The organism is Pontibacter toksunensis (assembly GCF_042686245.1).
Classification (GTDB): domain Bacteria; phylum Bacteroidota; class Bacteroidia; order Cytophagales; family Hymenobacteraceae; genus Pontibacter; species Pontibacter toksunensis.
Genome location: NZ_JBHUOX010000001.1, coordinates 56,849 through 83,845 on the forward strand (window position 1 = coordinate 56,849; position 26,997 = coordinate 83,845).

Below are 26,997 nucleotides of genomic sequence, written 5' to 3' on the forward strand. Positions count from 1 at the left end.
GAAACTACTTAACCAGCAGCAAGAGCAATAGCCTTTTTATAAGCCGCGATGGCCCTGTCCCGATCCTTTGAATGATCCACCATAGGTTTTGGGTAAGCAGGAGTGCCAAACTCAGGAACCCAGCGCCTGATGTAGGTGTGCGCCTTGTCAAATTTCTTTACCTGGCTATCCGGGTTGAAGATTCGGAAGTAGGGCTGTGCATCGGCTCCTGTGCCTGCCGCCCATTGCCAGTTGCCCACATTGCTGGCCTGCTCATAGTCGAGGAGTTTTTTTTGCGAAGTAAGCTTCTCCCCAACGCCAGTCTATCAGCAAATCTTTTATCAAAAAGCTCGCCACCACCATCCGGACTCGGTTGTGCATGAAGCCAGTAGCATTCATTTCGCGCATTCCTGCGTCTACCATCGGAAAACCCGTCTTGCCTTCACACCACTGCCTGAAATCAGTCTCATTATTGCGCCAGGCTATCTGTCTGAATGCAGGTTTGAAACTTTCTTCAGCAGAGTTTGGGAAGTGAAAGAGCTGTTGCATGAAGAACTCCCGCCAGATAAGCTCCTGCAGCCAGGTGTCGGAATGCTTTAAGGCCATAGAAACAGTTTCGCGCACACTCACAGTTCCAAACCGCAGGTGCGGGCTTACTCTTGTCGTCGCGTCAAGGGCGGGAAGGTTGCGTGTATCTTTATAGCGCAGCAGCACCTCTTCTGCTAAATCAGGATCTGGCGTAGGTATGCCGGCTGTCTCAAAACCTAGTTGGTGCAGGGTTGGCAGTTGTGTTGTAGGGTGGGGCAGGAGCTTGTCCAGATGCTGTTCGGAGGGCAATGGCTCTGCCATTTTTTCTTTAAACACTTTCTTCCAGGCGTTTTTATAGGGTGTGTAGACTTTGTAGGGCGTGCCACTTAGCGTCAATATTTCGCTGCATTCAAACAGCACAGAATCCTTACATGTTGTGAAAATTAAACCTTTGCCATGTAGATATTCCTCTACTTCTTGGTCTCTGTTGCGCGCATAAGGCTCATAATCCCGGTTCGTGTACATGCCTTCCACCGCATACTCCTGCAACAGCTCTTTTATAACCTCCAGTGGCTTTCCATGCCGTACCAGTAAAGTGCTGCCCTGCTGCTCCAGCAGTTCGTGTAATTTTGCTACTGACTGGTGTATAAAGTCAACCCGTGCATCCTGCCTGTTCTCTAAGTTGTCCAGAATGTCGGAGTCAAATATAAAGAGCGGAAGCACCTTTTTTCCGCTTGTGAGGGCCTGGTATAAGCCAACGTTGTCATGAAGCCGTAAATCGCGGCGAAACCAGAAGAAAATCATCTTGTAGTGCGTAAGTAGAATGAATATTGGAAAAGGAGGGAGCAAAGGCTAAAACAGTTTTACCTTACTCATGCCACCGTCCACATGCAGCACCTGGCCAGTCATCCAGGAGGCATCGTCGGATAGTAGAAAAGTGGCAGACCAGGCCATATCCTGTGGCTGCCCCACCCGGCCAAGCGGGTGGCGCTTGCCGGCTGCTTCCGTTTTTTCCGGCGTGCTGAGCAGGGAGGAAGCAAGTGGCGTGTCTGTAAGAGAAGGGGCAATGGCATTAAACCGGATGCCTGCAGTGGCAAACTCAGCCGCTAGTGTCACGGTGAGTCCTTCTATAGCGCCTTTTGCGGTAGCAATGGAAGTATGATAGTGCATACCCAGTTGCGCCGCAACAGTGCTGAAAAGAACCACGCTGGCTCCCTCCGCTTTTTTTAGCCGGGGCATCACCGCTTTCAGCACCTGTATGGCTCCCAGCACGTTCAACTCTAGGTCATTTCTGAAATCCTCCGGTTGCAGGCGCTCAAATGGCTTTAGTTTAATACTTCCGGGGCAGTACACCATTCCATGCAATACATCCGGGAGTTCGCTGGTAAAGTTGTTGTCAAATTGCATGACATCTAGGGTAATATGTTTAAATCCTGCCTTTTCGGCTTCATCAGAATTTTTTCTGGATGCCGTGAGCACGTTGGCCCCTTTCGCTTTTAATTGGCGGGCGGTTTCAAGCCCAATGCCGGAGGTGCCTCCAATTACCAGAATATTTTTGTCTTTGAACGTCATGTTTCGCTCCTTTTCCCTTACAAAAACAGCTAATGCAGTTCAAACCTTACCAGGGCATAATTGTTCTCATAATATACTCATAACCCTATAAATAATATTTATCGTAGCTACAGGAGAAATCATCAGGCATGATAACGCATAAGGAAGATGCCTTACCACAATGCCTGCTGAAGGCACGAAAGCGGGTGCTGTAGAGTTATAATCGATAAATAAACATACCCGTGGTCAGAGAAATTAATTAAGATGGGATTAGTAAGAAAGGAAACGGCGGAGAAGATATCCTATCAGGAACTTGAAATTGCAACAGCAGCGACAGATCTACATTATAAGCTTGAACCAGGGTTAGAAAAGCGCTTTGGTAAAGTAGGTCGTAAGGCTTGCCTGCAGGGTGTGCGCAATCATCTGGCTTACCTGTCAGAAGCTATACTGGCCTCCAGTCCAGCACTTTTCAAAGATTACGTGACATGGGCGCAGGAAAAGCTGGCAGCCCGAAATATTCCTGCCAACGAGCTTGCTGTTAACCTGAACTGTGTGAAGGAGGTGCTGGCGCAGCGCCTGCCTATTGAGAATTACGTGATAGCGGCCAAGTTCATGAACAGTGCCCTGCTGCAGCTTGAAAAGAAGGTGACAAAACAATCGTCTTACCTCAGGGAAGATGCCCCTTACAGCAAACTTGCTTATGAATACCTGCAGCAACTGTTGGGAGGCGACCGAAGCAAGGCAAGCAAGCTCATTCTGAAGGAGGTGGAGGGCGGCGCCAGTGTGAAAGATATCTACCTCCATGTGTTCCAGCCGGTGCAGTATGAAATCGGCCGTCTGTGGCAGCAGGATAAGCTTTCAGTTGCCCAGGAACATTTCTGTTCAGCAGCTACCCAGCTTATTATGTCGCAACTGTACGCACATGTTTCTGGTTCAGAAAAAACCGGGCATAAACTGGTGGCTGCCTGTGTTACCGGAGACCTGCATGAAATAGGGCTTCGCATGGTATCAGACTTCTTTGAGATGGAAGGCTGGAATACTTATTACCTGGGTGCCAACACACCAAAAAGGAGTATCATTAAAACACTCCGCGAACATAAGCCTGACCTTTTGCTCTTATCTGCCACCATGACCTATCATTTACATGAGCTAACCGACCTGATTGCGTCTATCCAGGCTGACGCAGCGCTGAGCCAGGTTAAGGTAATGGTAGGAGGCTATCCTTTTAATGCTGCTACTAATTTATGGGAGGAAGTAGGGGCAGACGCCTGTGCAGCCGACGCAGCAGAGGCAGTTGAAAAGGCAAACATACTGGTTACAGATACTTCCGGGCTGGTACAAAAAAGAAAATCGAAGTGATGCTTTCCTTCTCCTCCTGTTTACATTTGTAAAGATAGATAAGGTTAACATTCCTGTCAAATAAACTATTTTCCTTTTAGTATACGTGAATCCAAATAGGTTTACAATGCCGCTCTGGAATTTCAAGGGATGATAGCCTGAGCAAGTGCTGAGAACAACAATCGAATTTCTTGTGAACGCAGCTCTTGTTTCTTTTATACCGAATGTATCCCCTTAATCTTACCTTGCCATTTCCTACAAAATAAATTATCAGATAACCTTTTCCCCATAAATCAGTTCTTATTATAGATTTGGAATTATGCTGCATGCATACTATATTTGAATGAAAGGCATGTGGGGAGGAAGGATAGCTGATCAATCGTCCTCATAATCAAGACCCATCATTTTATTGTAAGCTTGCTGCAGTTCAGAGAAAGCATGAAGATTTCCCTCTTGCCGGCTAATCCTCATTCCTTTTTTGTAGGTCTGCTCTGCAACATCGTTCTGCCCTAACTCCTCGTATAGCTTAGCAGCATGGTAATAGGTGCCGACGTAGTTCTCATGCTCCGTCAGTAGCCGCTCATAATAAGAAAGCGCTTTTTCCTTATCTGCCTGGCGGTATTCAGTAGCGATGGCGTACAATGTAAAAGGGTCGTTTGGGTCGTCTTCAAGAAACTTGAAGAGCTGCTTCAGTCTGCTTTCGTTCATTTCGGATTGACTATATTTTAATTAACTTCGCACAAATCTAAATTTAAAAAGCTAACATTTCTAACCATGAAAATATTAGTTTGCATTAGTAATGTACCGGATACTACATCCAAAATCAATTTCACAGCTGATAACAAGGAGTTTGATAAAAACGGCGTGCAGTATGTGATAAATCCTTGGGATGAGTATGCGCTGACAAGAGCCATTGAGCTGAAAGAAGCAAAAGGTGGCACTGTAACCGTATTAAACGTAGGAGAGGCCGATACAGAGCCTAACATTCGCAAAGCCCTTGCTATTGGCGCAGATGATGCCATCCGTGTAAATGCCTTCCCAAAGGATTCTTTCTTTGTTGCGCAGCAGATTGCAGCCGTGGCCAAAGAGAACAACTATGACGTTATCCTGATGGGGAAAGAGTCTATTGACTTTAATGGCTCACAGGTGCACAACATGGTGGGTGAGTTATTAGGTATACCTGCTGTGGTTCCGGCCTTTAAGCTGGATATGGTCGATGATACTACTGCCCGCCTGGAGCGTGAAATAGAAGGTGGTAAAGAGGTAGTGGAGGTAAAGCTTCCATTCATAGCCAGTGCTCAACAGCCTATGTCTGAGCCACGTATCCCGAATATGCGCGGCATTATGACAGCACGCACTAAGCCGCTGAAAGTGGTGGAGCCAACCGGTGCCGGCACAAAAGTGGAATACGTAAACTACAGCAAGCCTGAGAAAAAAGGCGGGGTGAAGATGATTGACCCTGAAAATGCTGGAGAGTTGATAAAATTCTTGAGAAACGAAGCTAAAGTACTATAATATATGTCTGTATTAGTATTTGTAGAAGGTCTTAACGGAGAGATCAAAAAGTCCTCTTTAGAGGCTGCAACTTATGGTAGCCAGGTGGCTCAGCAACTGGGTACTACTGCCACTGCCGTTGCTATTGGCGATGTGAAAGAAGATGCTCTTTCGCGCCTTGGAGAGCAGGGAATAGAAAGAGTATTGTACGATGGAGATGAGCGTCTGAACCAGTTTGTGGCGAATGCTTACGTAACCGTTATTTCGAAGGCTGTAGCACAGGAAAATGCGAGCGTACTAGTGTTTTCTAACTCTAACATCGGAGCAGCCATAGGGGCCAAACTGGCTGTGCGCCTGAACGGTTCACTGGCTACTAACGTGACGGCACTGCCGAAAACAGAGGGAGACAGCTTTATTGTGACGCGCGGGGTGTTCTCTGGAAAAGCATTTGCTGATGTGGCGCTTACAGGAGACCTGAAAATAATAGCCATCAAAAAGAATTCTATTGAAATAACTTCTGGAGGAGGCACTGCTACGGTAGACAAATTATCTGCTGAATTAACGGACGCTGATTTTTCAGAAAAGCCGAAAGAAACAGTGATGCAGGAAACCGACGGTGTGCTGTTGCCAGAGGCAGCGGTAGTGGTTTCCGGTGGACGTGGCATGAAAGGTCCTGAGAACTGGCACCTTATAGAGGACTTGGCTAAAGAACTGGGTGCTGCCACTGCCTGTTCCAAGCCTGTTTCTGATATGGACTGGCGACCGCACCACGAGCACGTAGGCCAGACCGGCATCACCGTAAGCCCGAACCTTTATATTGCTATCGGTATTTCCGGCGCTATACAGCACCTTGCAGGGGTTAACTCTTCTAAAGTAATTGTCGTTATTAATAAGGATCCTGAAGCGCCGTTTTTCAAAGCTGCTGATTATGGCATCGTGGGCGATGCGTTTGAGGTTGTTCCGAAATTAATAGAAGCCGCAAAGGCTTTAGATAAATAGAAAGAAGAAACTGTGGAGAAAATTCAGTTAGAGATACTTGGTCTCTCATCAAGCCAGTCACAGACGGGCTCTTTTGCACTTGTACTTGGGGAAAGGGATGGTAACAGGAGGTTGCCCATCATCATCGGGATGTTCGAGGCGCAGTCTATCGCTATTCAGATTGAGAAGATAAACCCGAACCGTCCCCTCACGCACGACCTGTTCAAGACTTTTGCCGAACAGATGGATGTCACTATCACAGAGATACTGATCTCTGACCTGAAGGAGGGAGTATTTTACTCGAAAATCATGTGTACGGATGGTACAAAGGAGTTTGAGCTGGACTCACGGCCTTCAGATGCCATCGCCATTGGCCTGCGTTTTGGAGTGCCCATTTATACGGTCGAGAGTGTGCTGTCGGAGGCAGGCATTATCCTGAGCGATCTGGAAGAAGATGAAGATGAAAACGATGAAATGACCATCAAAAGCACTTCATCCACTACTTCATCCAGTACAAAAGAGCCTTTGAACCTAACCTCTGTGGATGAGTTGAATAAGATGTTGAACGAGGCCCTTGAAAAGGAAGATTATGAAAGGGCTGCCAAGATACGCGACGAGCTGAACAAGCGAAACTGATTTAATCACGAAGTAACCTATACAAAAAGTCCTGAGCCGCGCCGGCTCAGGACTTTTTGTTTTATGAGTTATAAGGCTTACTTTTGGCAAATTTTGGCCCTCAGCATGTACGACATTTTTAGAGGAGTTATTGGGTTAGCTCTCTTATTAGCCATTGCATTCCTGTTCTCGAAAAACAAAAAGCGTATAGACTGGAAGCTGGTATGTTTCGGTTTGTTTCTCCAGGTTTTTTTTGGTGTTTTAGTTACCCAGGTGCCGCTAGTGGCTGATGGTTTCGCGGTTGTCAGCCGCGGTTTCGTAACATTCCTTGACTTCTCTCAGGCTGGAGCTCAGTTCTTGTTCGGCAACCTTGCCAATCCGGCAGAAAACGGAGGCTTGGGCTTTATCTTTGCCTTTAGCGTGCTTCCTACCATCATTTTTTTCTCCACTGTATCCTCCGGCTTATACTATATGGGTATCCTGCAGAAGATAGTATGGGGTATTGCCTGGGTAATGTCTAAAGGCATGCGCCTGTCCGGGGCAGAGAGCTTGTCTGCTGCAGGCAATATCTTTTTAGGACAGACGGAGGCTCCTTTGCTTGTACGGCCTTTCATCAGCAGGATGACCCGTTCGGAGCTCATGTGTTTGATGACAGGCGGTATGGCAACACTGGCTGGCGGCGTGTTGGCTGCCTATGTTGCCTTTTTAGGAGGTGATGATCCGGTTCAGAAAGCAATTTTTGCTGCACACCTGCTCACGGCTTCTATCATGAATGCACCCGCCGGAATTGTGCTGGCTAAGATCCTTGTGCCGGAAACAGAGCCGGAAAAGATTACTACTAAACTGGAGGTAAACGATGAGCAGTTAGGTGTTAACCTCGTGGATGCCCTTTCCCGTGGAGCCGCAGACGGTTTAAGACTTGCTGCCAATGTTGGGGGTATGTTACTGGCTTTTATAGCTGTAATTGCACTTGTGAACTACCTGCTGACGGATTTGATCGGTGTCTGGACAGGATTAAATGAATGGGTGATAGCCAGCACGAATGGTTCCTTCCAGGGCTTCTCGCTGCAGTACCTATTGGGGCAGATTTTCAGGATATTTGCCTTTATCATGGGGGTTCCCTGGGCAGATACGCTGCAGGTAGGTTCCTTGCTTGGCCAGAAGACAGCCATAAATGAGTTTGTGGCTTACCTCGATTTGGCTGAAATGAAGTCTGCAGGCACATTATCGCCTAAAGCGATAGTGATGGCCACTTACGCCTTATGTGGATTCTCAAACTTCAGTTCTATCGCCATACAAATTGGCGGAATAGGAAGTATGGCACCGAGCCAACAGGGAAATTTATCTAAATTAGGCTTTATTGCTTTATTGGGAGCTTCCTTAGCCTGTATGATGACGGCGACCGTTGCTGGTATGCTTTATGGCTTATAGCTTTACAGGATGGATATAGTAAAAGGCTCTCACTGCTGCAGTGGGAGCCTTTTATTCTTTTTTAGGAGACGCTGTACAATTCACTAGTTGGTACCACCCTGCTCTTCTTCAATTTTTTTCGCATCCCGCATCAGGCGGTTAGAGAATATAAACTCATTCAGCTCTTTCACATCCGTATCCAGGATATGGTCGCGGGTGCCTTCCCAAAGCTTCTTGCCTTTGTAAAGAAAGAATATTTTATCACCGATCTCAATTACCGAGTTCATGTCGTGGGTTACAATGATGGTAGTGATGCCATATTCTTCTGTAATCTCTTTGATCAGCTCATCAATCTTTAAGGCCGTCAGCGGGTCGAGGCCGGAGTTTGGCTCATCGCAGAACAGGTAGGTGCAATGGGGTGCAATGGCGCGCGCTATACCTACCCGCTTTTTCATGCCTCCACTTAGTTCAGATGGCATTTTTTTATTTGCTCCCTCCAATCCAACGCGCTTCAACACAGTATTTACGCGGTCCAGGCGCTCACTTTTTGGCATGTCACTCAACATAGTCAGCGGAAATTCAACATTCTTCTCCACTGTCATAGAGTCGAAGAGGGCAGAGCTCTGGAACAGCATCCCAATCTTTCTCCGGATTTCCTGCCTGATATCGAGTTTGTTGTTTGTAAAGTAAGTTCCGTCGAAGGTAACGCTGCCTAGATCCGGCTTTACCAGCCCTACAATACATTTCATCAGCACACTTTTTCCTGTGCCGCTGGCACCTAAGAGCAGGTTGGTTTTGCCTGTTTCAAAAACAGCACTGATGCCATCCAGCACTTTAACACCGTTGAAGGCTTTATGTATATTATGTACTTCTATCATGTTTTAAAAGCAATTAGAGAAGCGAACTGATAATGTTACAGCAGCAGATTAGCCAGTACAAAGTCAGCCAGCAGAATAGCTATCACGCTGTTCGTTACAGCTCCTGTACTTGCCCTACCCACTTCAAGGGCTCCCCCAGAGGTATAATATCCCTTAAAAGAGGAAATGGAGGAGACAAGAAAGGCAAACACGACTGATTTAATTAGTGCAAACAGCACGTTGTAAGGTATAAAGTCACTCCTTATACCTGATACGTATTCTTGAGGTGATATTTCTCCAGTCAGCACGCCAGCTACAAAGCCACCACCTATAGACAGAAACATGGCAAGAATCACGAGCATCGGAAAAACCAATAAGGCAGCTATTATTTTGGGTAGTACAAGGTAAGAGGTAGAGTTAATGCCCATTACCTCCAGCGCATCCACCTGTTCGGTTATCTGCATTGTACCCAGGCCACCTGCAATACTGGAGCCTACCTTACCGGCAAGTACAATAGAGGTGATGGTGGGGGCCAGTTCAAGAATTGTCATCTCCCTCACCATAAAGCCAATGGTGGAGCGTGGTATAAAGGCGTTGTCCAGGTTATAGGAAATTTGCACACTGGTTACCGCCCCAATGAAGGTAGACACGATCACTACAATAAAAATAGAGTTGATGCCTATCAAAATAGCCTCATCCATCGTGCGGTTAAACAGAATACGGGGCGATTCTCCCCGAAAGAAGAGGCTGGACATAAATAGTAAATACTTTCCGAAGTGTTGCAGCATAAAGGGTTGAAGGGCTGGTTAAATCATGCTATATAAAGATGATCTTAAGCAAAAATACTGTTAAATACCTATATTACGTACAAAATCCCAAAACATACTAAACTATAGATAGCAATGCAACAATACATTTTGGTAACAGGCGGCACAAAAGGAATTGGCAGGGCTGTCATAGAACAGTTTGCCAAAGAAGGCTTTCAGATAATCACCTGTTCCCGAAACGAAAAGGACTTGCAAAAGTTGAAGCTGGAGATTGAACAGAACTATACATTTTCCAATGTCTTTTACCAGGAAGCCGATCTCAGTGAAAGCAAATCCAGAAAGTCCTTCCTTGATTTTGTGAAGAAGCTGAACGTGAAAGTTGATGTGCTGGTGAACAACAGTGGCCTGTTCATACCAGGCAAGCTAACGGAAGAAGACGATGAAGCGCTGCCGTTTATGATACAGACCAACCTCTACAGCGCCTATTACTTAACAAAAGGAATAGTGCCTGACATGATTAAACGCCGCTCCGGCCATATCTTTAACCTTTGCTCTACGGCCAGTATCACCCCATACATTAACGGCGGCTCCTACTGCATTTCGAAGTTTGCCATGTATGGCATGACTAAGGTGCTGCGCGAGGAGCTGAAAGAGCATAATGTGCGGGTGACAGCTATACTTCCGGGGGCTACGCTGACCGCCAGCTGGGAGGGAGTAGACCTGCCACCAGAGCGTTTTATAAAAGCCGAAGATGTAGCGATGGCTATGTTCAATGCTTATGCTCTGTCTGATAACAGTTTGATAGAAGAACTGCTGATAAGACCACAGTTAGGCGATTTGTAGTTCAGGAATTGCTGACTGTCTCTATAAGCAAGCTGTTTTGAGGTAGCAGGATACCAGGTGCACTACAGGTACGGAACTTCATGTGTTGCTTTGTATAGCTTATTTAACTGACTGGAACCAAATATTATATAGTATGAAGAAGCTAAAGCTACTATTGTTATTGATGGCCTGCACTGCTTTATCATATGGGCAAAAGGTAGAGTTTGCCGGGCAGCTGAATACTGGAGTTGCGAAATTCGGCGGTGAATCAGCTGCCAGGACAACGGTTATTGACTACTATACCTTAGACAACTCCTGGAATCGAATCGGTAACCCTTTCGGAAAGAGATTTGCTCTTTCGTATGGCGCATCATTGCAGGTGCAACGGGTAACAGGCAACAATTTCGTGATTGGTGCACAGGCAGGGGCAGAGGTGTTGCGAAACAGAATCAGTATAGACAAAGTCTATGTACAGGATGCAGTCTATTCCAGCTACATTGAGTTGAAAGAAGTATCTGGAAAGTCTGTCGTGAAGAATAGTTTCATCAACGTGCATCCTTACCTGGGATACAGGAAAAGCATAGGTGCTGTGGACTTTGATGTTAATGTCGGGCCGGATATAGGCTTTGGCTTAAGCAGCAGTGAGAAAGCAGTGGCGATGACAGATGATGGAACAGAGTATACAATTGATAAAGAAAGAACAAAACCTGAAACAGATGTTCGGGCCCGGCTGGGTCTAGCTGCCTATTACCGTCAATTCGGCATTAGTACCAGCTAAGCCCATGGCTTCACGAATTACCTGGAAGGTTATGGTGGTGGTAACCATGGCTTGTATTCAAGGGCGATACGAGTCGGTTTGCTCTACAGGTTATAGTATGATGGCATTAGAAGTTTAAAATATATTTTGCTTCTCCCTGATAATAAGGTAGCTATCCGAAAGATGGTTTTCCTGACTGAAATCGGATGAAGCAACCATGCCCTATAACTCATTTGGCAGTATCAGTTGGTGCGCATGCTCCTGGTCTTCTAAACGGTAACTTAAAAGGGCGCTTGCAGGCCGGATAATTTTTTAGGAGGAAGGGAGATGAATTAAGGTAGAAGTGCAGAATCAGACTCAAGGTATCTCTTAAACTATAAATTGCTGATTAAGAAAATATAAAGCTATGGAATTGAAAGGTAAAATTGCAGTAGTAACGGGAGTTAGTCATGGCATTGGACTGGCAACGGTGAAGGCGTTGTTAGATAAAGGCATGGTTGTGGCTGGGTGGGGACGAACAGCCCCGAAACTGAAACATGAAAATTTTCACTTTTATGAATGTGATGTACGGTTTCCTGAGTCAGTCGACCAGGCCTTTGGTAAAACAATTGCCAAACTGGGTGTGCATGTGTCGGTGCTGGTAAACAATGCCGGCCTGGGTATACCTGCTAACTTCGAAGATCAGCAAATAGAAGACTGGCGAACCATGTTTGACACGAATGTACATGGCCTGTTTTACTGCACCCGCCTTGTGTTGCCTGGAATGAAGGAGCAGGAGGAAGGGCATATTGTTAATATTTCATCTATAGCGGGCACCACTGGGGTGCCGGGCATGTCGGGTTATGCCGCTACCAAGCATGCGGTGAAAGGCATCTCACATTCTCTCTACATGGAGGTGCGCGACTTTGGTGTTAAGGTCACCTGTATCTATCCGGGGTCTACTGAAACCAACTTCTTTGACAACATGGAAAGTTCTCCTGCAAGCCCGAACATGATGCGGCCGGAAGATATAGCCTCCACTATTTTGCACGCCCTGGAATCACACCCCAACTATCATCACGTGGATATAGAGGTTCGCCCGCTCATGCCAAAAGGGAAGCGCAAGAAATAAACGAAGAATGGCCCGGCTTTTGTAGCTTTGCGGTCTGGGTTGATAAAAAAGAGCCTGGAAGAGTAGGAGTAGGTGCGAAACCAGGTTCTTACTGCCACCTGTACCTTCTTTTTCTGTTCAGAAGGTACTAAATGGTAAAAGCTGTTTTAGCCTGCATGTTAAAAGGAATTGAGATACTAGCTTTCCTTTTTATGATTAAATGATTTGAAATTTAGCATTTTAGGCGTTGTCTGTTGAAGTAAAAAATCTCTTTAAAATCTACGGTGCCCAGCATGCGGTAGATAATATTTCTTTTTCGGTAGAGCAGGGCCAAATACTGGGTTTCCTGGGTCCGAACGGTGCCGGTAAATCCACGACCATGAAAATTGCGACCTGCTACCTCCCTCCCAGTGCAGGAACCATACTTGTTAACGGGCATGATGTGGTGCAGGACCCGATGGCAGTACGCCGTATTGTAGGTTACCTGCCCGAGCATAATCCGCTTTACCTGGATATGTATGTGCACGAATACCTTGCTTTTGTCGCCTCTGTCTATGGCCTGAAAGGTAAACGGGCAAAAGGACGGGTGCAGGAGATGGTGGAGCTGTGTGGCCTTGAGCTGGAGCAGGGGAAGAAGATTGGAGCCCTTTCCAAAGGCTACCGCCAACGGGTAGGGCTGGCACAGGCATTGGTCCACGACCCGCAGGTGCTGATACTGGATGAACCCACTACAGGTCTCGACCCGAACCAGATTGTGGAGATACGTTCGCTTATTAAGCGCATCGGGCAGAACAAGACGGTTATTTTCTCCACACATATTATGCAGGAGGTAGCCGCCATCTGTGACCGCGTCGTGATAATTAACAGGGGCAAACTGGTAGCCGACAGTGATGTGGCGAGCCTGCAGGCGGACCAAAGTAATGAAAAGGTGACCCTGGTGGAGTTTGAGCAAGCGGTAGAGGTGGAGTTGCTTCAAACGATTCCTGGTGTGCTGCGCGTAATACCATCAAACGGCTATACCTACCGTGTTACCTCCAGCCGGGATGCTGATATCAGGTCCAATGTGTTTAGGATAGCAGCGGAGCGTAACTGGCCTCTTGTAGGCTTACGACAGGAAGAAAATTCTCTAGAAAAGATATTCCAGCAATTGACCAAGAGTAGCTAAAAGTTGACAGACAAAAATTACGTGCGCGATATTAGATGTCCCTATGCTTTAACACATGCTGGCACTACAACTCGTGATTCGTAATTCGTAATTCGTAATTGAAAAAATGCTCTCCATACTTAAAAAAGAATTTAACGGCTTTCTAAACTCCCTCATCGCCTACATTGTCATCACGGTTTTTTTGGTGGCCATTGGCATGTTTATGTGGGTATTTCCTGAAAGCAGCGTGCTGGAATATGGCTTTGCCGATTTGCAGACACTGTTTAACATGGCTCCCTGGCTGTTCCTGTTCCTGATTCCGGCTATTACGATGCGTACGTTTGCAGAGGAAAAACGTGAAGGAACAATTGAGCTGCTCCTGACAAAGCCACTGACAGACTTGGAATTAATACTGGGGAAATACTTTGCCGCACTGCTGCTGGGTCTGTTTGCGCTGGTCCCTACTTTGCTGTATTACTATTCTGTTTATGAGTTAGGTAATCCGCAGGGCAACGTGGATTCTGCGGCCGTGGTAGGCTCTTATATCGGACTGATTTTCCTGGCAGGCGTTTTCGCTGCTATTGGTGTTTTTGCATCCTCCGTTTCCGACAACCAAATCATTTCATTCGTAATTGCAGTTTTTTTGTGCTACATCATCTACACAGGCTTCGATCTGATTGCTTCCATTCCTGTGTGGGGCAGCTACAGTTACCTTATTAGCCAGTTAGGCATATCCTATCACTATTCCTCCATCAGCAAGGGCTTAGTCGATTCAAGGGATGTGCTCTACTTCCTGAGCGTCATCGCGATAATGGTATTGGCGACTAAACTTGTCTTAAAGAGCAGAAAATGGTAGCAGTGCAAAATAAGAGCAGACGGGGGAGCGACATTCTGAAATTTATTTGTTGGATAGCAGGTATCATTCTGCTGAATGTGCTGGCGGCTAACTTTTTCTTCCGCATTGACCTGACAGAGGACAAGCGCTATACGATTGCTCCGGTTACGAAACAAATGCTGGGCAGCCTGGAGAACGAAGTGGTGGTGGATGTATACCTGGAGGGTGATTTTCCGGCTGGTTTCAAGCGGCTGCAGCAGTCGGTGCGCGAAACATTAGACGAGTTTCAAATCTACTCCGACGGCAACCTGCGCTTTAATTTTATAGATCCAAACGAGATTTCGGATGAGCAACAGCGGAATGAATTCATTACTAATCTGGCCAAAAAAGGCATAACCCCTACGAATCTTAGAGCGACTGAAGATGGCAAGCAGGTGGAGCGCCTGGTATTCCCAGGGGCCATTGTACGCTACAATGGCAAGGAAACAGCTGTAAACCTGCTAAAGGGAAACCTGGCCGCCTCGCCGGATGAACGCCTGAACCAGTCTGTGGAAGGGGTGGAGTATGAATTGGCCAGCGCTATCCGTAAAGTGGCTTTCCAGGGAAACAAAGTGATCGGCTACTTAACAGGCCAGGGAGAACTGGAGATGCAGCAGGTAACTGACCTGTTAGGCTCTTTACAGGAGTACTACCGTGTTGCCAGAGGTGAGTTGGGCGAAATTCCATCGCTGGAGGGGCTGGACCTCATCATTGTGGCGAAGCCTACTTCCCAGTTCACAGAGGCTGACAAGTACAAGATAGACCAGTTCATCATGAAAGGTGGTAAGGCCGTTTTCTTTGTGGATGCACTGAACGCCAACATGGACAGTGTGGGTGCAGGAGGGATGTTTGCAGTGCCTTACAACCTCAACCTCGAGGACCTGTTGTTCCGCTATGGCGTGCGCCTGAACCCGACCATGGTCATGGACCTTAACTCGGGCTTTATACCCTTAGTAACAGGATATGCCGGTGACCGGCCACAGACAGAAATGATCAACTGGCGCTTCTATCCCTTGCTGAATAACTTTAGCCAGCATCCTATAACGCGCAACCTTGATGCGGTTTATACAAAATTTGTTGGTACCATTGATACAGTAAAAGCGGAAGGAGTTAAAAAGACGCCGCTGGTATTTACCTCTCCATATTCCAGAATACTGGAGCCGCCGGTTCCAATCACGCTGGAAGAGGCACGGATGGAGGTAAAACCCGAACTGTTCCAGGATGGAGAGCAGCCTGTAGGGTATCTGCTGGAAGGAGCCTTCACTTCCCTGTTCCGCAACCGGCTGGCACCGGCTGGAGTGCAGGACACGAACGTAAAAGAGCAGGGAGTGCCTACCAAAATTGCTGTTTTCTCAGACGGAGATATGGTGCGAAACGAAATCAACTCGCGTACCGGGCAAGCCTATGAACTGGGCTTCGACCGTTATAACAACATCACTTTTGCCAACAGAGACCTTGCCATGAACACTATCCATTACCTGCTCGATTCAGAGGGGTTGATTAATGTTAGAAGCAAAGAAATTGTACTACGGCCGCTGGACAAGGTGCGCGTGCGGGAAGAGAAAACCTACTGGCAGCTGCTCAATCTAGCGGCTCCTATTGTGCTCTTAGGCCTGTTTGGTGTTAGCCGCTATTACCTGCGGAAGCGTAAATATGAACGCTTTTAAATTTTATACTGCTCTTACACAGCAGGGCACGAAAAAGGACCTGTGAAAGGCGTAGGAGAAATGCGAAATATTTATAACTTTGTCAGCATAACATTATAGGTAGAATAATGAAATTTATCGTCTCTTCATCTGCGCTTCTGAAGCAGTTATCCAGCATCAACGGAGTGGTCACTAACAACCCGGTCGTGCCAATCCTTGAGAACTTCCTGTTCGAGATCAACAACAGCACCCTTACCATCACAGCCAGTGACCTGGAGACATCCATGATTACAGAGCTGCCGGTAGAGGCGAAGGAGAACGGGCGTATCGCCGCTCCTGCTAAGATCCTGCTGGAAACACTGAAAAACCTGCCAGACCAGCCGGTAACTTTCACGATTGACGAGGAGACCTATACCATTGAAATTAGCTCTTCTAATGGCCGCTATAAACTGTCCGGTGAAAACGCTACGGATTTCCCGCGTGTGCCGGTTGTTCAGGGTGCCAATGCCATAGACATTCCATCAAATGTGCTGGCAAGAGCCATCAACAAAACAATATTTGCAGTAAGCAGCGATGAACTTCGCCCGGCCATGACGGGTATATTCGTGCAGCTGCGCCATGACAACGTGACTTTTGTTGCAACAGATGGCCACCGCCTGCTTCGCTACCGCCGCACGGATGTTGCTACAACCCAGGAAGCTTCTCTTATCATACCGCGCAAGGCATTTACGCTGCTGAAGTCTACGTTGCCCTCAGAGGCAGTGGCTGTAAGAATGGAGTTCAACCAGTCCAACGCTTTCTTTAGCTTCGATAATATCCGAATGATTTGCCGGCTCATTGATGAGCGTTATCCGGATTACGAAAACGTTATACCGGTTCAGAACCCGAACAAACTGGTGATAGATCGCCAGGATCTGTTAAGTTCAGTGAAACGTATCTCTATCTACTCCAATAAGACGACACACCAGATTCGGCTGAAGCTGAACGGCTCTGAATTGCAGGTATCTGCTGAGGACCTGGACTTCTCCAATGAAGCCAATGAGCGACTGGCCTGCCAGTATGAAGGGGAGGACATGGAAATAGGGTTCAACGCCAAATTCCTGATGGAGATGCTTAACAACCTTGACTCTGATGAGATTACCTTTGAGCTATCCACGCCAAACCGCGCCGGTCTGCTGATGCCAATCGTAAATGAAGACAGCGAAAACGTGCTGATGCTGGTAATGCCGGTAATGCTTAATAATTATGTTTAAGTAAGCCTGCATAAGGTTAACAATACTAAGTATATAACAAGAAAGGCGAGGAGTATTGCTCGCCTTTCTTGTTATACTAGGGTGATGCCATGTCTATTATAAATCACCGTACTACCTTCAACAGGAATTTTGTGTTGCAACTATAAGAGTTATACCGTTACATAAAGCTCCTTTCATAAAGCCTGGTCTTTTCTATTCGCCCACACGAATCAAAACAGATTCCAGTCTTTGGGTTGAGCGCCTAGGTTTAGGAGCCTTATAACTGGATATTTATAGGTGCTGCGGGAGCCGGCATAGCCTTGGCGCAGAAAAACTCCCAGCGCGATGCCTTTAAGAGGGCCCCTACCCCCACAACGAGGCCTCTCGGCCTAGAAAGCACATACTTAAACTATGGAAGTAGGTTTACCATCGTTGCATGAACTGAGTCTACGGTAGCTTAGACAGCATTCTTATGGAATACTATGTGCGTATTGGTATTACCTCTTCCTTTGCAACTGAATATAAACTGGAAAATGGTCACTATAGCCGCCGATGTATAAATTGCCAGAGTATGTTCGGTTCGGAGTATCCTTGTACTTCCCGAAAAGGAATTTACTAAAATCAGGAGCATGTATTCCGGCCGAGCCTCTTACGTACTGCAGTCCAGTATTATTTGTCAGCAACGACTTTGAGACCAGAATCTGGTCCAGCACCTTAAAATCCCCTTCGTTCGCGTAAGTACCAGCCCTATTTACAAAGGACAGGTAATGCGTGTTGAACAATTCTTCTTTATAAGCAGGATCTGGTCTTCCGGTTGCATTCAGTACCTCTTTCATGACGGCTGCGTCTGGTTCTGCATCAAAATCCCCTAACACAATAATTTTAGTGTTCGGATCAACCTTTTGCTGCTGCTCAATCTGCTGCCGGAGGGTTCTTGCTGCGTTTCGCAACCTGGTGTCGTCCTGCCTGCCAGAACGGGTCCTGTTGCGGGGAGGCCAGTGAGTGACATAGATGGTCACTGGTTCTCCCCTTAATTCCCCTTTAACCTGCAGGATATCACGGGATGAATAATTTCCTTCGCTGAATTTAATAGGAATAGCTTGTGTGGCAGTAGGTTTGAAATGCTTGGGCTGGTAGATGAGTGCAACATCCAGCCCCTGCTCGTCCGGCATATCGTAATGTATGACATTATAGTCGAATTTCTTGAGAGGGGACGTATTCACAAGCTCTTCTACCACTTGTTTGTTCTCTACCTCGCCCAGTCCTACTACCGCCGGGCTTCCTTTGCCTCCAATACCGGCTATAACGGAGGCTATGTTCTTAAGCTTCCTGTTATACCGTTCTTCCGTCCATTCTCTTTCGCCGGTCGGGGTATAGGCATCGTCTGCTGTCTTCGGGTCATTTTTGGTGTCGAATAACTTTTCAGTATTATAGAAGGCTATAGTGTAGAGCTTTCCTTTCTGCGTTGACAGTGGCGTTCTGGCACAACTGCCAAGGAGGATTAGGGTAAAAAAGAAGGAGAGGGTTTTAATTCCGTGGTGCATCGTGTAACTTTGTGCTCATATATTTGAATACGAATATTACGAGTTTCACACACTATAAAGTTTAAAAATTGATCAAATGAAAAAATCTGAAATATATTTTAGCATTGCCTTAGATGATAACCGCGTACCGGAAGCCATCAGCTGGCGTGCAACGGATGCGGGTGACAAGATCCATTTTGCCAAAGCAATCAACGTATCCCTCTGGGACAGAGATGAGGCGGGTACTATGAAAATTGATTTATGGACGAAAGACATGCCGGTAGATGAGATGAAGTATTTTTACATCGACACCATGGGAGCTATGGCACAAAGCATTGCTACCGCTACCAGCGACCAGGTGATGGCGAAGAAAATTCAGGCGCTATGCGAAGAACTGATGACGCATGTAGAGCAGCAACGGCAAAATAATGAGAACAAATAGCTGATAAGCAACAGGGCCGCCCCGATAACGAGGCGGCCCTGTTGCTTATATTTAAAATCTTGTGATTGTTTAGTTTGCACTAAGAGTGTTAGATCCTGTACCAGGAGTAGTAGTAGCAGTGGCATCACCGCCAGTGTCTGTTCCGTTTAACTTCGCAGTGTACTCTTTGTCCATGGCCGTATAGGCTTTACGATGGCCAAAGTAGTCGTTGTACTGCACGGTACTCAATACGTTTTCCAAAAAGCGGTCACGCTCCGCATACACTTCTTTGCTTAGTGCATCAATCTGTGCCTGATTGCCGGCATGGTTTTCTTCTATTGCTGTGATCTGCTCAGCAACCTTTAGGTTAATTTCTCTTATTTTTCCAGACTGGTAGTTGTTTAGTTGCAACCCACGAATCATCTGATCACTCAGGTGCTTCGCTCTTGAACTTGCCAAGGTGTTAGACGATTTATCACCGGGGGCTTTTGTGGCCATTTTGGATCCAGTGGCATTCGTCGCTAGAGTTGAACCAAACATCATACAAGCCATTACCAATATCTTTTTCATAAATTATGTCCTTCCTTTCGAATGTTTAGTTATCGTCTGTTTATATATACGTGTAACAGAGCAGTTTTGATAAGGCAGTGGCTGGAAAAGCAGTAAATAGATTCTACTGTGGCCACAGCAGGTATGAAAAGAATACAGACAATTAACCTCTATATAACAGGAAAGCCGCTCCTGATTGGGAGCGGCTTTCCTGTTATAGCTGGAAAAATTAAATCTTCTATCCTTGCATGGAAATTAGTTGATACTTAATGTTCTCGCTGCGGTATTGGCAGTTTCTGATGATGCTACCCCGTTACCAGCCCGAGCTTTGTCTGCGGCTTCACTCATGAATTTTCTATCAAGTGCTACCAGTGATTTACGGTCACCAAAGTATTCATTGTATTGTACCGTACTCAAAATATTTTCAAGCCTGGCATCCCGCTCAGAACAAACACCGTTACAAAGTTCATTTATTTTATCCTGATTACCTGCATACTGTGTTTCGATTGCTAACATACGCTTTGCTACATCAAGATTAATTTCGCTTACTTTCCTTGACTGATAGTTATTCAGGCCCAGGTCCCGAATCATCTCGTTCGAAAGATTTGTAGCTCTCTCCTGAGCCGAGATTACGGGTGTATCCTGTGCCGAGGCGGCAAAAGCACCACTGAATACCATGCAAGTCATTATCAATAGTTTCTTCATAATTTATTTCTTTCTATAGTTCTAGGTTCGTTCGGTTTATAAGTATCAAAACGCAGGTTGATGTGAAAAAATTCCAGCCTTTGTTGTATCACTTTAACGCTTTATATAGTGCAGATATTATGCCAAAAAAGCCAATTTTAGCTAAAAAAACGGCTTTTTCTTGTATTGCTAAACTTATTACTTACCACTCATTTTTCCACATCATAGACTCAACCGGCTTCATGGTTCGGTTGTTATATTTAGCGTCTTCTTTGGTGTTATAGTAGTTTTCAATGCCGCCTTTTACTTCAAAATATATCAGCTGCCCGATAGGCATGGCATAGTATACCCTCACCGGGTGCGAAACAGAAATTTCAAGCGTCCAGGTGTTACAGAAACCTACATCTCCTTTGCCTGCTGTGGCATGAATGTCTATACCCAAGCGGCCCACACTTGATTTTCCTTCGAGAAAAGGTACATGGGCATGTGTTTCTGTATACTCCAGCGTTACACCCAGGTACAGCGTTCCCGGCCTGAGTACGTATCCTTCTTCCGGGATTTCGGAAATGTCTATTTCATTATGCTTGCGGGCGTCCAATACTTCATCTTTGTAAGTGGCCAGGTAACGTCCCAAATGCACGTCGTAGGAGTTAGTGCCCAGGCAGTCGCGGTTAAACGGCTCTACCAGAATTGTCCCTTTGTCAATCTCAGCTAAAATCTGCTTATCTGTTAATATCATGGTGTGGCTAAAAAGTAGTCTGTAAAATAAGCAAATGTGCAGCTATAAGACAAGGTTTGCTGAAAGTTGCTGTGTAGTATGGTTGCATTCCGGCTGCTACAATGAGTAGCCCAATGCCAAAGACACCTCTGCAACCTGTATGAGGATACATGAAAAAGGAGCAGCACCTGTAGTGGTTGCTGCTCCTTTTTCATATTAATTCTACTTTTAAATTATACCTGATGCGCTTCCTGTAGGGCCTCCAGGTTTGCCTGTACGTACTGTTCTACAAGGTCTTCTGTTATAGCTGTAGATACAAACAGCGCCTCATACTGAGAAGGAGCGAGGTAGATGCCTCTTTGCAGCATACTGTTAAAGTAGCGCCCGAAAAGCGCCGTGTCAGATGTTTTTGCTGCGTCAAAGCCTGTTACCTGCTCCTGTGTAAAGAAGATGCTGAACATAGATCCGACACGGTTGATGGTATAGTTCAGGCCCAACTGCTGCATGTTCTGCTGCATTCCCGCTACCATGCTGGCAGTAATACTATCTAACTGGGTATACGTCTCCGGGTGTTCTTTCAGGTACGTCAGCATTGCCATTCCGGCTGACATGGCGATGGGGTTGCCTGATAGGGTGCCGGCCTGGTAAACAGGACCCGCGGGCGCCACGAAGTCCATTATCTCTTTCCGGCCACCATAGGCGCCAACAGGCATACCGCCTCCAATAATCTTGCCCAGCGTGCTCATGTCTGGAGTAACGCCATACAATTCCTGTGCCCCACCCGGAGCGAGTCTGAACCCTGTCATCACCTCATCAAAAATCAGCACGATGCCTTCCTGGTCGCACAGGTTGCGGAGGCCTTGCAGGAAGCCCTGCCGGGGTGTTACCAGCCCCATGTTACCGGCAACCGGTTCTATAATGATGGCAGCTACCTGGCCTTTGTTGGCGTCAGCGAGCATCTTCACAGCGTCCAGGTTGTTGTATGGTGCTGTGAGAGTATCGTTGGCAGTCCCTTTTGTCACGCCGGGACTATCAGGAACACCCAAGGTGATGGCACCACTGCCTGCGGAAATCAGGAATGAGTCGCCGTGGCCATGGTAGCAGCCCTCAAATTTTATTATCTTGTCACGGCCAGTATAGCCGCGTGCCACACGAATAGCAGACATAGTGGCCTCAGTACCAGAGTTCACCATGCGTACTTTCTCAATGCTCGGCACCATGCTCACAATCAGCTCCGCTATTTCAACCTCCTTGCGTGTTGGGGCACCAAAGGAGAGGGAGTAAGGAATTGCCTTCTGCACAGCCTCCTGCACCACTTCCGATGCATGCCCCAAAATCATAGGGCCCCAGGAATTTATCAGGTCCAGGAAACGGTTTCCATCTTCATCAAACAGGTAAGGTCCGTTGGCAGATACCATAAAACGCGGATTGCCTCCAACGGCTCTGAAAGCTCTTACAGGAGAGTTTACTCCACCTGGTATACTGTTTTGGGCACGTTTGAAGAGCTCGTTGCTAATTTCTGCTTGTATCATGTGTATCTTGTAGGTCAAAAAAACAATTTACTTAGAGAACCGGGTTTACCACCATAAGTTGCAGGTTTTCCAGCTTCGTTATAGGTACATACTGATTATCTGGCCTTACCTCGTTCCGGTTGTTCAGGTCTGTATAGCTTAAGCCAGGAAAAAATACGCCTAACTTCGTGCCGGACTGCGCCAACTGCTGATTAAACTGCGGACCATAGTTCTTCAGCATCGTGCCAAAGTGATACAGCATCTCAAAACCGGCATAAGCATATATAGAAGGCGGGAGGTTATACCGGCTGATGTACTGCTTCCTGAACCAGTCGTTGAGGGGGTTTGCCTTATTGAGATACTTCGGGCTGATGAAGTAGGCTTCCAGGTCGTCGAGCTGCCGCAGGGAAACCTGGTTGATATCCAGCCATTTGTCATAGGTGAGGAGGGGAAGCGTGCGCGCTGTGCCCTGCAGCAGGCTGGTAGCATTTACGGCTGCTGTCATCTTATCAGAGAAAACGGCCATGTGACCGGCATCCTGCAGGTTTAAGCCCCTGAAAGCAGCGGCAGTAGCAGCAGCCTGGCTTGAGTTGATCTTGTTAAAGGTTTTTACTTTACCTCCCAGCTTCTCGAAGTGCTCCCGGTAAAGGTTAGCAAAATGTGTGTCCTCTTTAGAGGCCTCGTATACTACTACAGCTGTTTTAGGAGAGAAGTTCTGATAAGCAAAAGTGGCCGCCTGCCTGGCCTGCGTTGCTATGGAAGACTCGAACAGGAACACATTGCCGTTGTCTTGCGCCATCTCCAGGTCCTGCGATAGCGGGTTGATGACGTTGATGTTGTTCTGAGCTGCAAAACGGGCCGCAATCTTTGCCGTTGATTTATAGATCGGGCCTATCAGGAGGTTCATCTGCTTCACCTCCGGCAGGTCCAGCACCCGCTTCACGCTCATGGTATCGGCACTGGTATCGTAGGTAAAGAGGTTAATGTCGATGCCCTGCTTCTGCAGCGAATCCTGCGCGAGCTTCATGCCGGCATACAAATCTGTCACAAACTGGCTTTTGCGGGCTGTCTGCTGTAAACCTTGGTTCAGCTGAAAGGGAAGGAGCAAGGCTACATTATAGCCCTGGCCACGCAAGGCACTTGCACTTAAATAACGGCTGCGGTCTAAGTTGTGTTTTGTTACAAGCCTCTCCAGCTTCTGTCGATCCTGCGGGCGGTACCAGCCCTGTATTAACTTGTCGGCATATACCTGAGCCACTGTTTTGTCATCATCGAAGCGCTGCAGCAGGCGTTCAAAGGCAGCTTTGTCATGGATTCTGTTCAGGTAAAACCGCTTCAGGCCCTGAGCGTCATTCTCCAGGGCAGAGCCCTTTAGCTCCTGCAGCTTGCTCAGGGCGCGTTCGTACGCTTCCTGCTCAAAAAGGACGTTGGCCAGCAGGTAATCTGCATCGGCCATACCGCTCCAGTTCGGATGCTCGTTCTGAAGCTGCTGCAGCATCTGGTAAGCCTCATCAGGCTTGTTGTTTTTTAAGGCAGCCAGGGCGTAGAAGTAGGAAGCTTCCGGGGCATAAAGGCTACGGGTGTCTGTAAGTGGCAGTAGTTCTGCCATTGCTAAATCGTACCGCTGCTGCTGCAGCAGGATTTTACCATTGTTGTAACTGGTGCTGGCATCCTGCACCTGCGCCTGCGCGGGCATAGCCAGTGCACTCAACAGCAAGAGGCCAGCTACTTTATTCCTAAAGCTTTGAATCATATTTATTGCTATCATAAAGGAGAAAAGACAAAAGAAAAGGTCCTGATAATGTGTCAGTTCTTTTTCCTTTGTCTTTGGTCTTTCTCTTAAACGTTATTCCCACTCAATAGTAGCAGGTGGCTTAGAGGAAATGTCGTACACTACGCGGTTCACTCCTTTTACCTTGTTTATAATTTCATTCGAAACATCTGCCAGAAAATCGTACGGTAAACGGCACCAGTCGGCTGTCATACCATCCACACTTGTTACGGCACGGAGCGCTACCACATGCTCATACGTACGCTCATCACCCATCACACCCACCGACTGCACAGGCGTCAGTATAGCTCCTGCCTGCCATACTTCGTCGTAGAGGCCGGCGCTTTTCAGGCTGCTGATAAAAATATGGTCTACCTGCTGCAGGATGTGCACCTTCTGCGGCGTAATATCGCTCAGGATACGGATGGCCAAACCAGGGCCCGGGAAAGGATGGCGGCCAATAATGGTTTCATCAATCTTAAGTGTTCTTCCTACTAAACGTACTTCATCTTTGAAGAGTGTGTTCAGTGGCTCCACTACCTGCAGTTTCATAAAATCAGGCAAGCCTCCCACGTTGTGGTGCGACTTGATGGTGGCAGATGGGCCGTTCACGCTCAGCGACTCGATGACGTCCGGGTAAATAGTACCCTGCGCCAGCCACTTTACGTCTTCTATCTGGTGTGCCTCGTCGTCGAATACCTCTATAAAGGTGCGGCCGATGGCTTTACGCTTCAGTTCAGGGTCTCTTAATCCTTCCAGAGCTGCATAAAACTTTTCTTTTGCATCAACACCCTTTACATTCAGACCCATGTGCTTATAAGAGTCAAGAACTGTTTCAAACTCATCTTTCCGCAGCAGGCCATTGTCAACAAAAATGCAGTACAGGTTCTTTCCAATCGCGTGATGAATCAGCATGGCAGCCACACTGGAGTCTACACCTCCTGATAAGCCCAGCACTACTTTATCGTTTCCTAGTTTCTCCTGTAACTGCGCTACAGTGGCTTCCACAAATTGCTCTGCTGTCCAGTCCTGCTGGCAGCCGCAGATGTGCACCACGAAATTTCGGAGCAGCGTTTTCCCTTCGTCTGAGTGTGTCACTTCCGGATGGAACTGGATGCCGTAGGTCTCCTGGCCGCGCAGTTTATAGGCTGCCACGCGCACACTTGGCGTGCTGGCGATGACCTCTATATTATCTGGTACCTCTTTTATGGTGTCACCATGCGACATCCAAACCACAGAACCCAGCGTCAGTTCCTTCAGCAGGCGGTCTGCGTTGTGCAGTTCGCTGAGGCGGGCACGGCCATACTCCCGAATGGTAGAAGGAGTTACGTCACCACCATGCTCATAGGCAATCAGCTGCGCACCGTAGCAAACGCCTAAAACAGGTTGTTTGCCCAGATAATGGCTTAAATCAATGGTAGGATGCTCTTCGTCGCGTACTGAGCAGGGGCTGCCCGAAAGTATCACGCCTTTCACCTCTTCTGTAAGGGGCGGCACATTGTTGTAAGGGTATATTTCGCAATATACATTTAGCTCGCGCACCCTTCTGGCGATAAGTTGGGTGTATTGGGAGCCAAAATCGAGAATGAGAATTTTTTCTGGCATGTGCAAAGGTAAGGTGCTTTTACAGTTTTTGCCAATTTAATTAGACAGAAGCGTCCCTGTTGGCTTTGCTTTGTTAAAATAGCACCCGGTAGGAGAGTGGTTTTGGGTTAATTAATGTAAAAGCGTAAGGCAGAGGGAACATTTTTTAAATTTTTATACTGGTTAATACCCCTGATTCTGAACGTTCTAGGGCTTTAGGTGCATGAAACAGAAATATTTTAACTATCAGGATTTGCACTGAATGACTTTTTGTGTAATTTTGCAACGGCAAATCGGCACGGCCAGCTCCTGCTGAACTCCCCCAGGACCGGAAGGTAGCAAGGGTAGGCGGTTGAGCGGCGCGATGTCGGTTTGCCACTTTTTTTTGCCCTTTCCGCAAGCTTTACGCTTTCTCCCAAATTTCCCTGCTTTACTTTCCTGATTGTCAATTAATGCGTTAGATTTGTAAGTAAATCAACATTCCAGCATTATGAAATTTTTTATCGATACTGCTAACCTGAATGACATACAGGAAGCATACGACATGGGCGTACTGGACGGTGTGACCACCAATCCATCCCTGATGGCGAAAGAAGGAATCTTTGGCCACGATAACGTGATGGCCCACTACAAGAAAATATGTGAGATTGTAGATGGCGACATCAGTGCTGAAGTTATCGCAACTGAATTTAATGAGATAGTGCGTGAAGGAGAGGCTTTAGCTGACCTGCACCCGAATATCGTGGTAAAAGTGCCAATGATTAAGGAAGGCATTAAGGCTATCCGTTACTTCAGTGATAAAGGCATCAAGACGAACTGTACACTTGTGTTCTCTGCCGGTCAGGCTTTACTGGCTGCAAAAGCAGGTGCAACCTATGTGTCTCCGTTTGTTGGCCGCCTTGATGATGTGTCCACCAATGGTCTTAGCCTGATTGAGCAGATTGTTCAGATATATGATAACTATGGCTATCAGACTGAGGTGCTTGCTGCCTCTGTTCGCCACGTGATGCACCTGGTGCAGTGTGCTGAAATCGGCGCCGATGTGGTTACTTGTCCTCTGTCTGTTATCACTGGTCTGCTGAAGCATCCGCTTACCGACAGCGGTCTGGCCACGTTCTTGGCTGACCACGCCAAAGGAAACAAGTAATTTTAAT

Annotated in this window: 27 protein-coding genes and 1 other RNA gene; 15 read left to right on the plus strand and 13 right to left on the minus strand. The window is 47.0% G+C overall.

The window, feature by feature from the left end; genetic code table 11:
* Positions 1-8 precede the first annotated feature (8 nt).
* The 3 genes from ACFS7Z_RS00250 to ACFS7Z_RS00260 are packed head-to-tail and all read right to left on the minus strand — an operon-like array spanning position 9 to position 2,079.
* Positions 9-239: an FAD-binding domain-containing protein gene (locus ACFS7Z_RS00250; protein WP_377479085.1), complete on the minus strand. Its 231-nt coding sequence runs from the start codon at positions 237-239 to the stop codon at positions 9-11.
* A gap of 13 nt (positions 240-252) precedes the next feature.
* Entirely contained in the window at positions 253-1,311 is a 1,059-nt protein-coding gene (locus ACFS7Z_RS00255; RefSeq protein WP_377479088.1) for a cryptochrome/photolyase family protein, read from the minus strand.
* 48 nt (positions 1,312-1,359) lie between these two features.
* Positions 1,360-2,079 carry an SDR family NAD(P)-dependent oxidoreductase gene (locus ACFS7Z_RS00260; protein ID WP_377479091.1) on the minus strand — a complete coding sequence of 240 codons (720 nt, stop codon included), beginning with the start codon at positions 2,077-2,079 and terminating at the stop codon, positions 1,360-1,362.
* 243 nt (positions 2,080-2,322) lie between these two features.
* On the opposite strand from ACFS7Z_RS00260, the gene ACFS7Z_RS00265 reads away from it, so the two are divergent.
* Positions 2,323-3,417: a cobalamin-dependent protein gene (locus ACFS7Z_RS00265; RefSeq protein ID WP_377479094.1), complete on the plus strand. Its 1,095-nt coding sequence runs from the start codon at positions 2,323-2,325 to the stop codon at positions 3,415-3,417.
* A gap of 354 nt (positions 3,418-3,771) precedes the next feature.
* On the opposite strand, the gene ACFS7Z_RS00270 is transcribed toward ACFS7Z_RS00265, so the two are convergent.
* Positions 3,772-4,104, minus strand: a complete 333-nt coding sequence (locus ACFS7Z_RS00270; protein ID WP_377479097.1) for a tetratricopeptide repeat protein — start codon at positions 4,102-4,104, stop codon at positions 3,772-3,774.
* 66 nt (positions 4,105-4,170) lie between these two features.
* On the opposite strand from ACFS7Z_RS00270, the gene ACFS7Z_RS00275 reads away from it, so the two are divergent.
* The 4 genes from ACFS7Z_RS00275 (at position 4,171) to ACFS7Z_RS00290 (ending at position 7,914) form a co-directional block, all read left to right on the plus strand.
* Positions 4,171-4,911 (plus strand): electron transfer flavoprotein subunit beta/FixA family protein, encoded by a 741-nt coding sequence (locus ACFS7Z_RS00275; protein ID WP_377479100.1) that lies wholly within the window; start codon positions 4,171-4,173, stop codon positions 4,909-4,911.
* Between the two features lie 3 nt (positions 4,912-4,914).
* Positions 4,915-5,889, plus strand: coding sequence for an electron transfer flavoprotein subunit alpha/FixB family protein (locus tag ACFS7Z_RS00280; protein ID WP_377479102.1), 975 nt, complete (start codon positions 4,915-4,917; stop codon positions 5,887-5,889).
* A gap of 12 nt (positions 5,890-5,901) precedes the next feature.
* The gene (locus ACFS7Z_RS00285; RefSeq protein ID WP_377479104.1) at positions 5,902-6,504 is read left to right on the plus strand and encodes a bifunctional nuclease family protein; all 603 of its coding nucleotides are present in this window, start codon (positions 5,902-5,904) and stop codon (positions 6,502-6,504) included.
* A gap of 105 nt (positions 6,505-6,609) precedes the next feature.
* Entirely contained in the window at positions 6,610-7,914 is a 1,305-nt protein-coding gene (locus ACFS7Z_RS00290; protein WP_377479107.1) for a NupC/NupG family nucleoside CNT transporter, read from the plus strand.
* Positions 7,915-7,997: 83 nt separating this feature from the next.
* Here ACFS7Z_RS00290 and ACFS7Z_RS00295 read toward each other — a convergent pair whose 3' ends face one another.
* Both ACFS7Z_RS00295 and ACFS7Z_RS00300 read right to left on the minus strand, forming a co-directional pair.
* Entirely contained in the window at positions 7,998-8,771 is a 774-nt protein-coding gene (locus ACFS7Z_RS00295; RefSeq protein WP_377479110.1) for an ABC transporter ATP-binding protein, read from the minus strand.
* A 35-nt stretch (positions 8,772-8,806) separates the two neighbouring features.
* Positions 8,807-9,538 carry an MlaE family ABC transporter permease gene (locus ACFS7Z_RS00300; RefSeq protein ID WP_377479113.1) on the minus strand — a complete coding sequence of 244 codons (732 nt, stop codon included), beginning with the start codon at positions 9,536-9,538 and terminating at the stop codon, positions 8,807-8,809.
* 114 nt (positions 9,539-9,652) lie between these two features.
* Here ACFS7Z_RS00300 and ACFS7Z_RS00305 point away from each other — a divergent pair, with 114 nt between their 5' ends.
* The 7 genes from ACFS7Z_RS00305 to dnaN all read left to right on the plus strand — a co-directional run bounded on the left by ACFS7Z_RS00305 (position 9,653) and on the right by dnaN (position 17,103).
* Positions 9,653-10,360 (plus strand): SDR family oxidoreductase, encoded by a 708-nt coding sequence (locus ACFS7Z_RS00305; RefSeq protein WP_377479117.1) that lies wholly within the window; start codon positions 9,653-9,655, stop codon positions 10,358-10,360.
* A gap of 133 nt (positions 10,361-10,493) precedes the next feature.
* Complete coding sequence (locus ACFS7Z_RS00310) at positions 10,494-11,117, plus strand: hypothetical protein (protein WP_377479120.1); 624 nt, start codon at positions 10,494-10,496, stop codon at positions 11,115-11,117.
* 385 nt (positions 11,118-11,502) lie between these two features.
* Positions 11,503-12,207: an SDR family oxidoreductase gene (locus ACFS7Z_RS00315; RefSeq protein WP_377479123.1), complete on the plus strand. Its 705-nt coding sequence runs from the start codon at positions 11,503-11,505 to the stop codon at positions 12,205-12,207.
* A gap of 226 nt (positions 12,208-12,433) precedes the next feature.
* Positions 12,434-13,351, plus strand: a complete 918-nt coding sequence (gene gldA, locus ACFS7Z_RS00320; RefSeq protein ID WP_377479126.1) for a gliding motility-associated ABC transporter ATP-binding subunit GldA — start codon at positions 12,434-12,436, stop codon at positions 13,349-13,351.
* Positions 13,352-13,457: 106 nt separating this feature from the next.
* On the plus strand, positions 13,458-14,186 hold the full coding sequence (gene gldF / locus ACFS7Z_RS00325) for a gliding motility-associated ABC transporter permease subunit GldF (RefSeq protein WP_377479129.1): 729 nt from the start codon (positions 13,458-13,460) through the stop codon (positions 14,184-14,186).
* Positions 14,180-15,871, plus strand: coding sequence for a gliding motility-associated ABC transporter substrate-binding protein GldG (gene gldG, locus ACFS7Z_RS00330; protein WP_377479132.1), 1,692 nt, complete (start codon positions 14,180-14,182; stop codon positions 15,869-15,871). The genes gldF and gldG overlap by 7 nt, the downstream gene beginning before the upstream one ends.
* Before the next feature lie 107 nt (positions 15,872-15,978).
* Positions 15,979-17,103, plus strand: coding sequence for a DNA polymerase III subunit beta (dnaN, locus tag ACFS7Z_RS00335; protein WP_377479134.1), 1,125 nt, complete (start codon positions 15,979-15,981; stop codon positions 17,101-17,103).
* Positions 17,104-17,579: 476 nt separating this feature from the next.
* On the opposite strand, the gene ACFS7Z_RS00340 is transcribed toward dnaN, so the two are convergent.
* A complete protein-coding gene (locus ACFS7Z_RS00340; protein WP_377479137.1) occupies positions 17,580-18,626 on the minus strand; it encodes an endonuclease/exonuclease/phosphatase family protein in 1,047 nt (348 codons plus the stop codon).
* A gap of 76 nt (positions 18,627-18,702) precedes the next feature.
* Between ACFS7Z_RS00340 and gldC the strand changes: the two genes are divergently transcribed.
* Positions 18,703-19,047 carry a gliding motility protein GldC gene (gene gldC, locus ACFS7Z_RS00345; RefSeq protein ID WP_377479140.1) on the plus strand — a complete coding sequence of 115 codons (345 nt, stop codon included), beginning with the start codon at positions 18,703-18,705 and terminating at the stop codon, positions 19,045-19,047.
* Between the two features lie 69 nt (positions 19,048-19,116).
* On the opposite strand, the gene ACFS7Z_RS00350 is transcribed toward gldC, so the two are convergent.
* The 6 genes from ACFS7Z_RS00350 to guaA all read right to left on the minus strand — a co-directional run bounded on the left by ACFS7Z_RS00350 (position 19,117) and on the right by guaA (position 25,864).
* Positions 19,117-19,596: a hypothetical protein gene (locus ACFS7Z_RS00350; protein WP_377479143.1), complete on the minus strand. Its 480-nt coding sequence runs from the start codon at positions 19,594-19,596 to the stop codon at positions 19,117-19,119.
* A gap of 234 nt (positions 19,597-19,830) precedes the next feature.
* Positions 19,831-20,280 (minus strand): hypothetical protein, encoded by a 450-nt coding sequence (locus ACFS7Z_RS00355; RefSeq protein ID WP_377479147.1) that lies wholly within the window; start codon positions 20,278-20,280, stop codon positions 19,831-19,833.
* Between the two features lie 181 nt (positions 20,281-20,461).
* On the minus strand, positions 20,462-20,998 hold the full coding sequence (dcd, locus tag ACFS7Z_RS00360) for a dCTP deaminase (protein WP_377479150.1): 537 nt from the start codon (positions 20,996-20,998) through the stop codon (positions 20,462-20,464).
* 212 nt (positions 20,999-21,210) lie between these two features.
* Complete coding sequence (hemL, locus tag ACFS7Z_RS00365; protein ID WP_377479154.1) at positions 21,211-22,509, minus strand: glutamate-1-semialdehyde 2,1-aminomutase; 1,299 nt, start codon at positions 22,507-22,509, stop codon at positions 21,211-21,213.
* Positions 22,510-22,540: 31 nt separating this feature from the next.
* Positions 22,541-24,241, minus strand: coding sequence for an ABC transporter substrate-binding protein (locus tag ACFS7Z_RS00370; protein WP_377479156.1), 1,701 nt, complete (start codon positions 24,239-24,241; stop codon positions 22,541-22,543).
* A gap of 93 nt (positions 24,242-24,334) precedes the next feature.
* The gene (gene guaA / locus ACFS7Z_RS00375) at positions 24,335-25,864 is read right to left on the minus strand and encodes a glutamine-hydrolyzing GMP synthase (protein ID WP_377479159.1); all 1,530 of its coding nucleotides are present in this window, start codon (positions 25,862-25,864) and stop codon (positions 24,335-24,337) included.
* Positions 25,865-26,128: 264 nt separating this feature from the next.
* Between guaA and ffs the strand changes: the two genes are divergently transcribed.
* Positions 26,129-26,225: signal recognition particle sRNA small type (ffs, locus tag ACFS7Z_RS00380), an RNA gene on the plus strand.
* A gap of 108 nt (positions 26,226-26,333) precedes the next feature.
* Positions 26,334-26,990: a fructose-6-phosphate aldolase gene (gene fsa / locus ACFS7Z_RS00385; RefSeq protein ID WP_377479161.1), complete on the plus strand. Its 657-nt coding sequence runs from the start codon at positions 26,334-26,336 to the stop codon at positions 26,988-26,990.
* Positions 26,991-26,997: the final 7 nt, after the last annotated feature.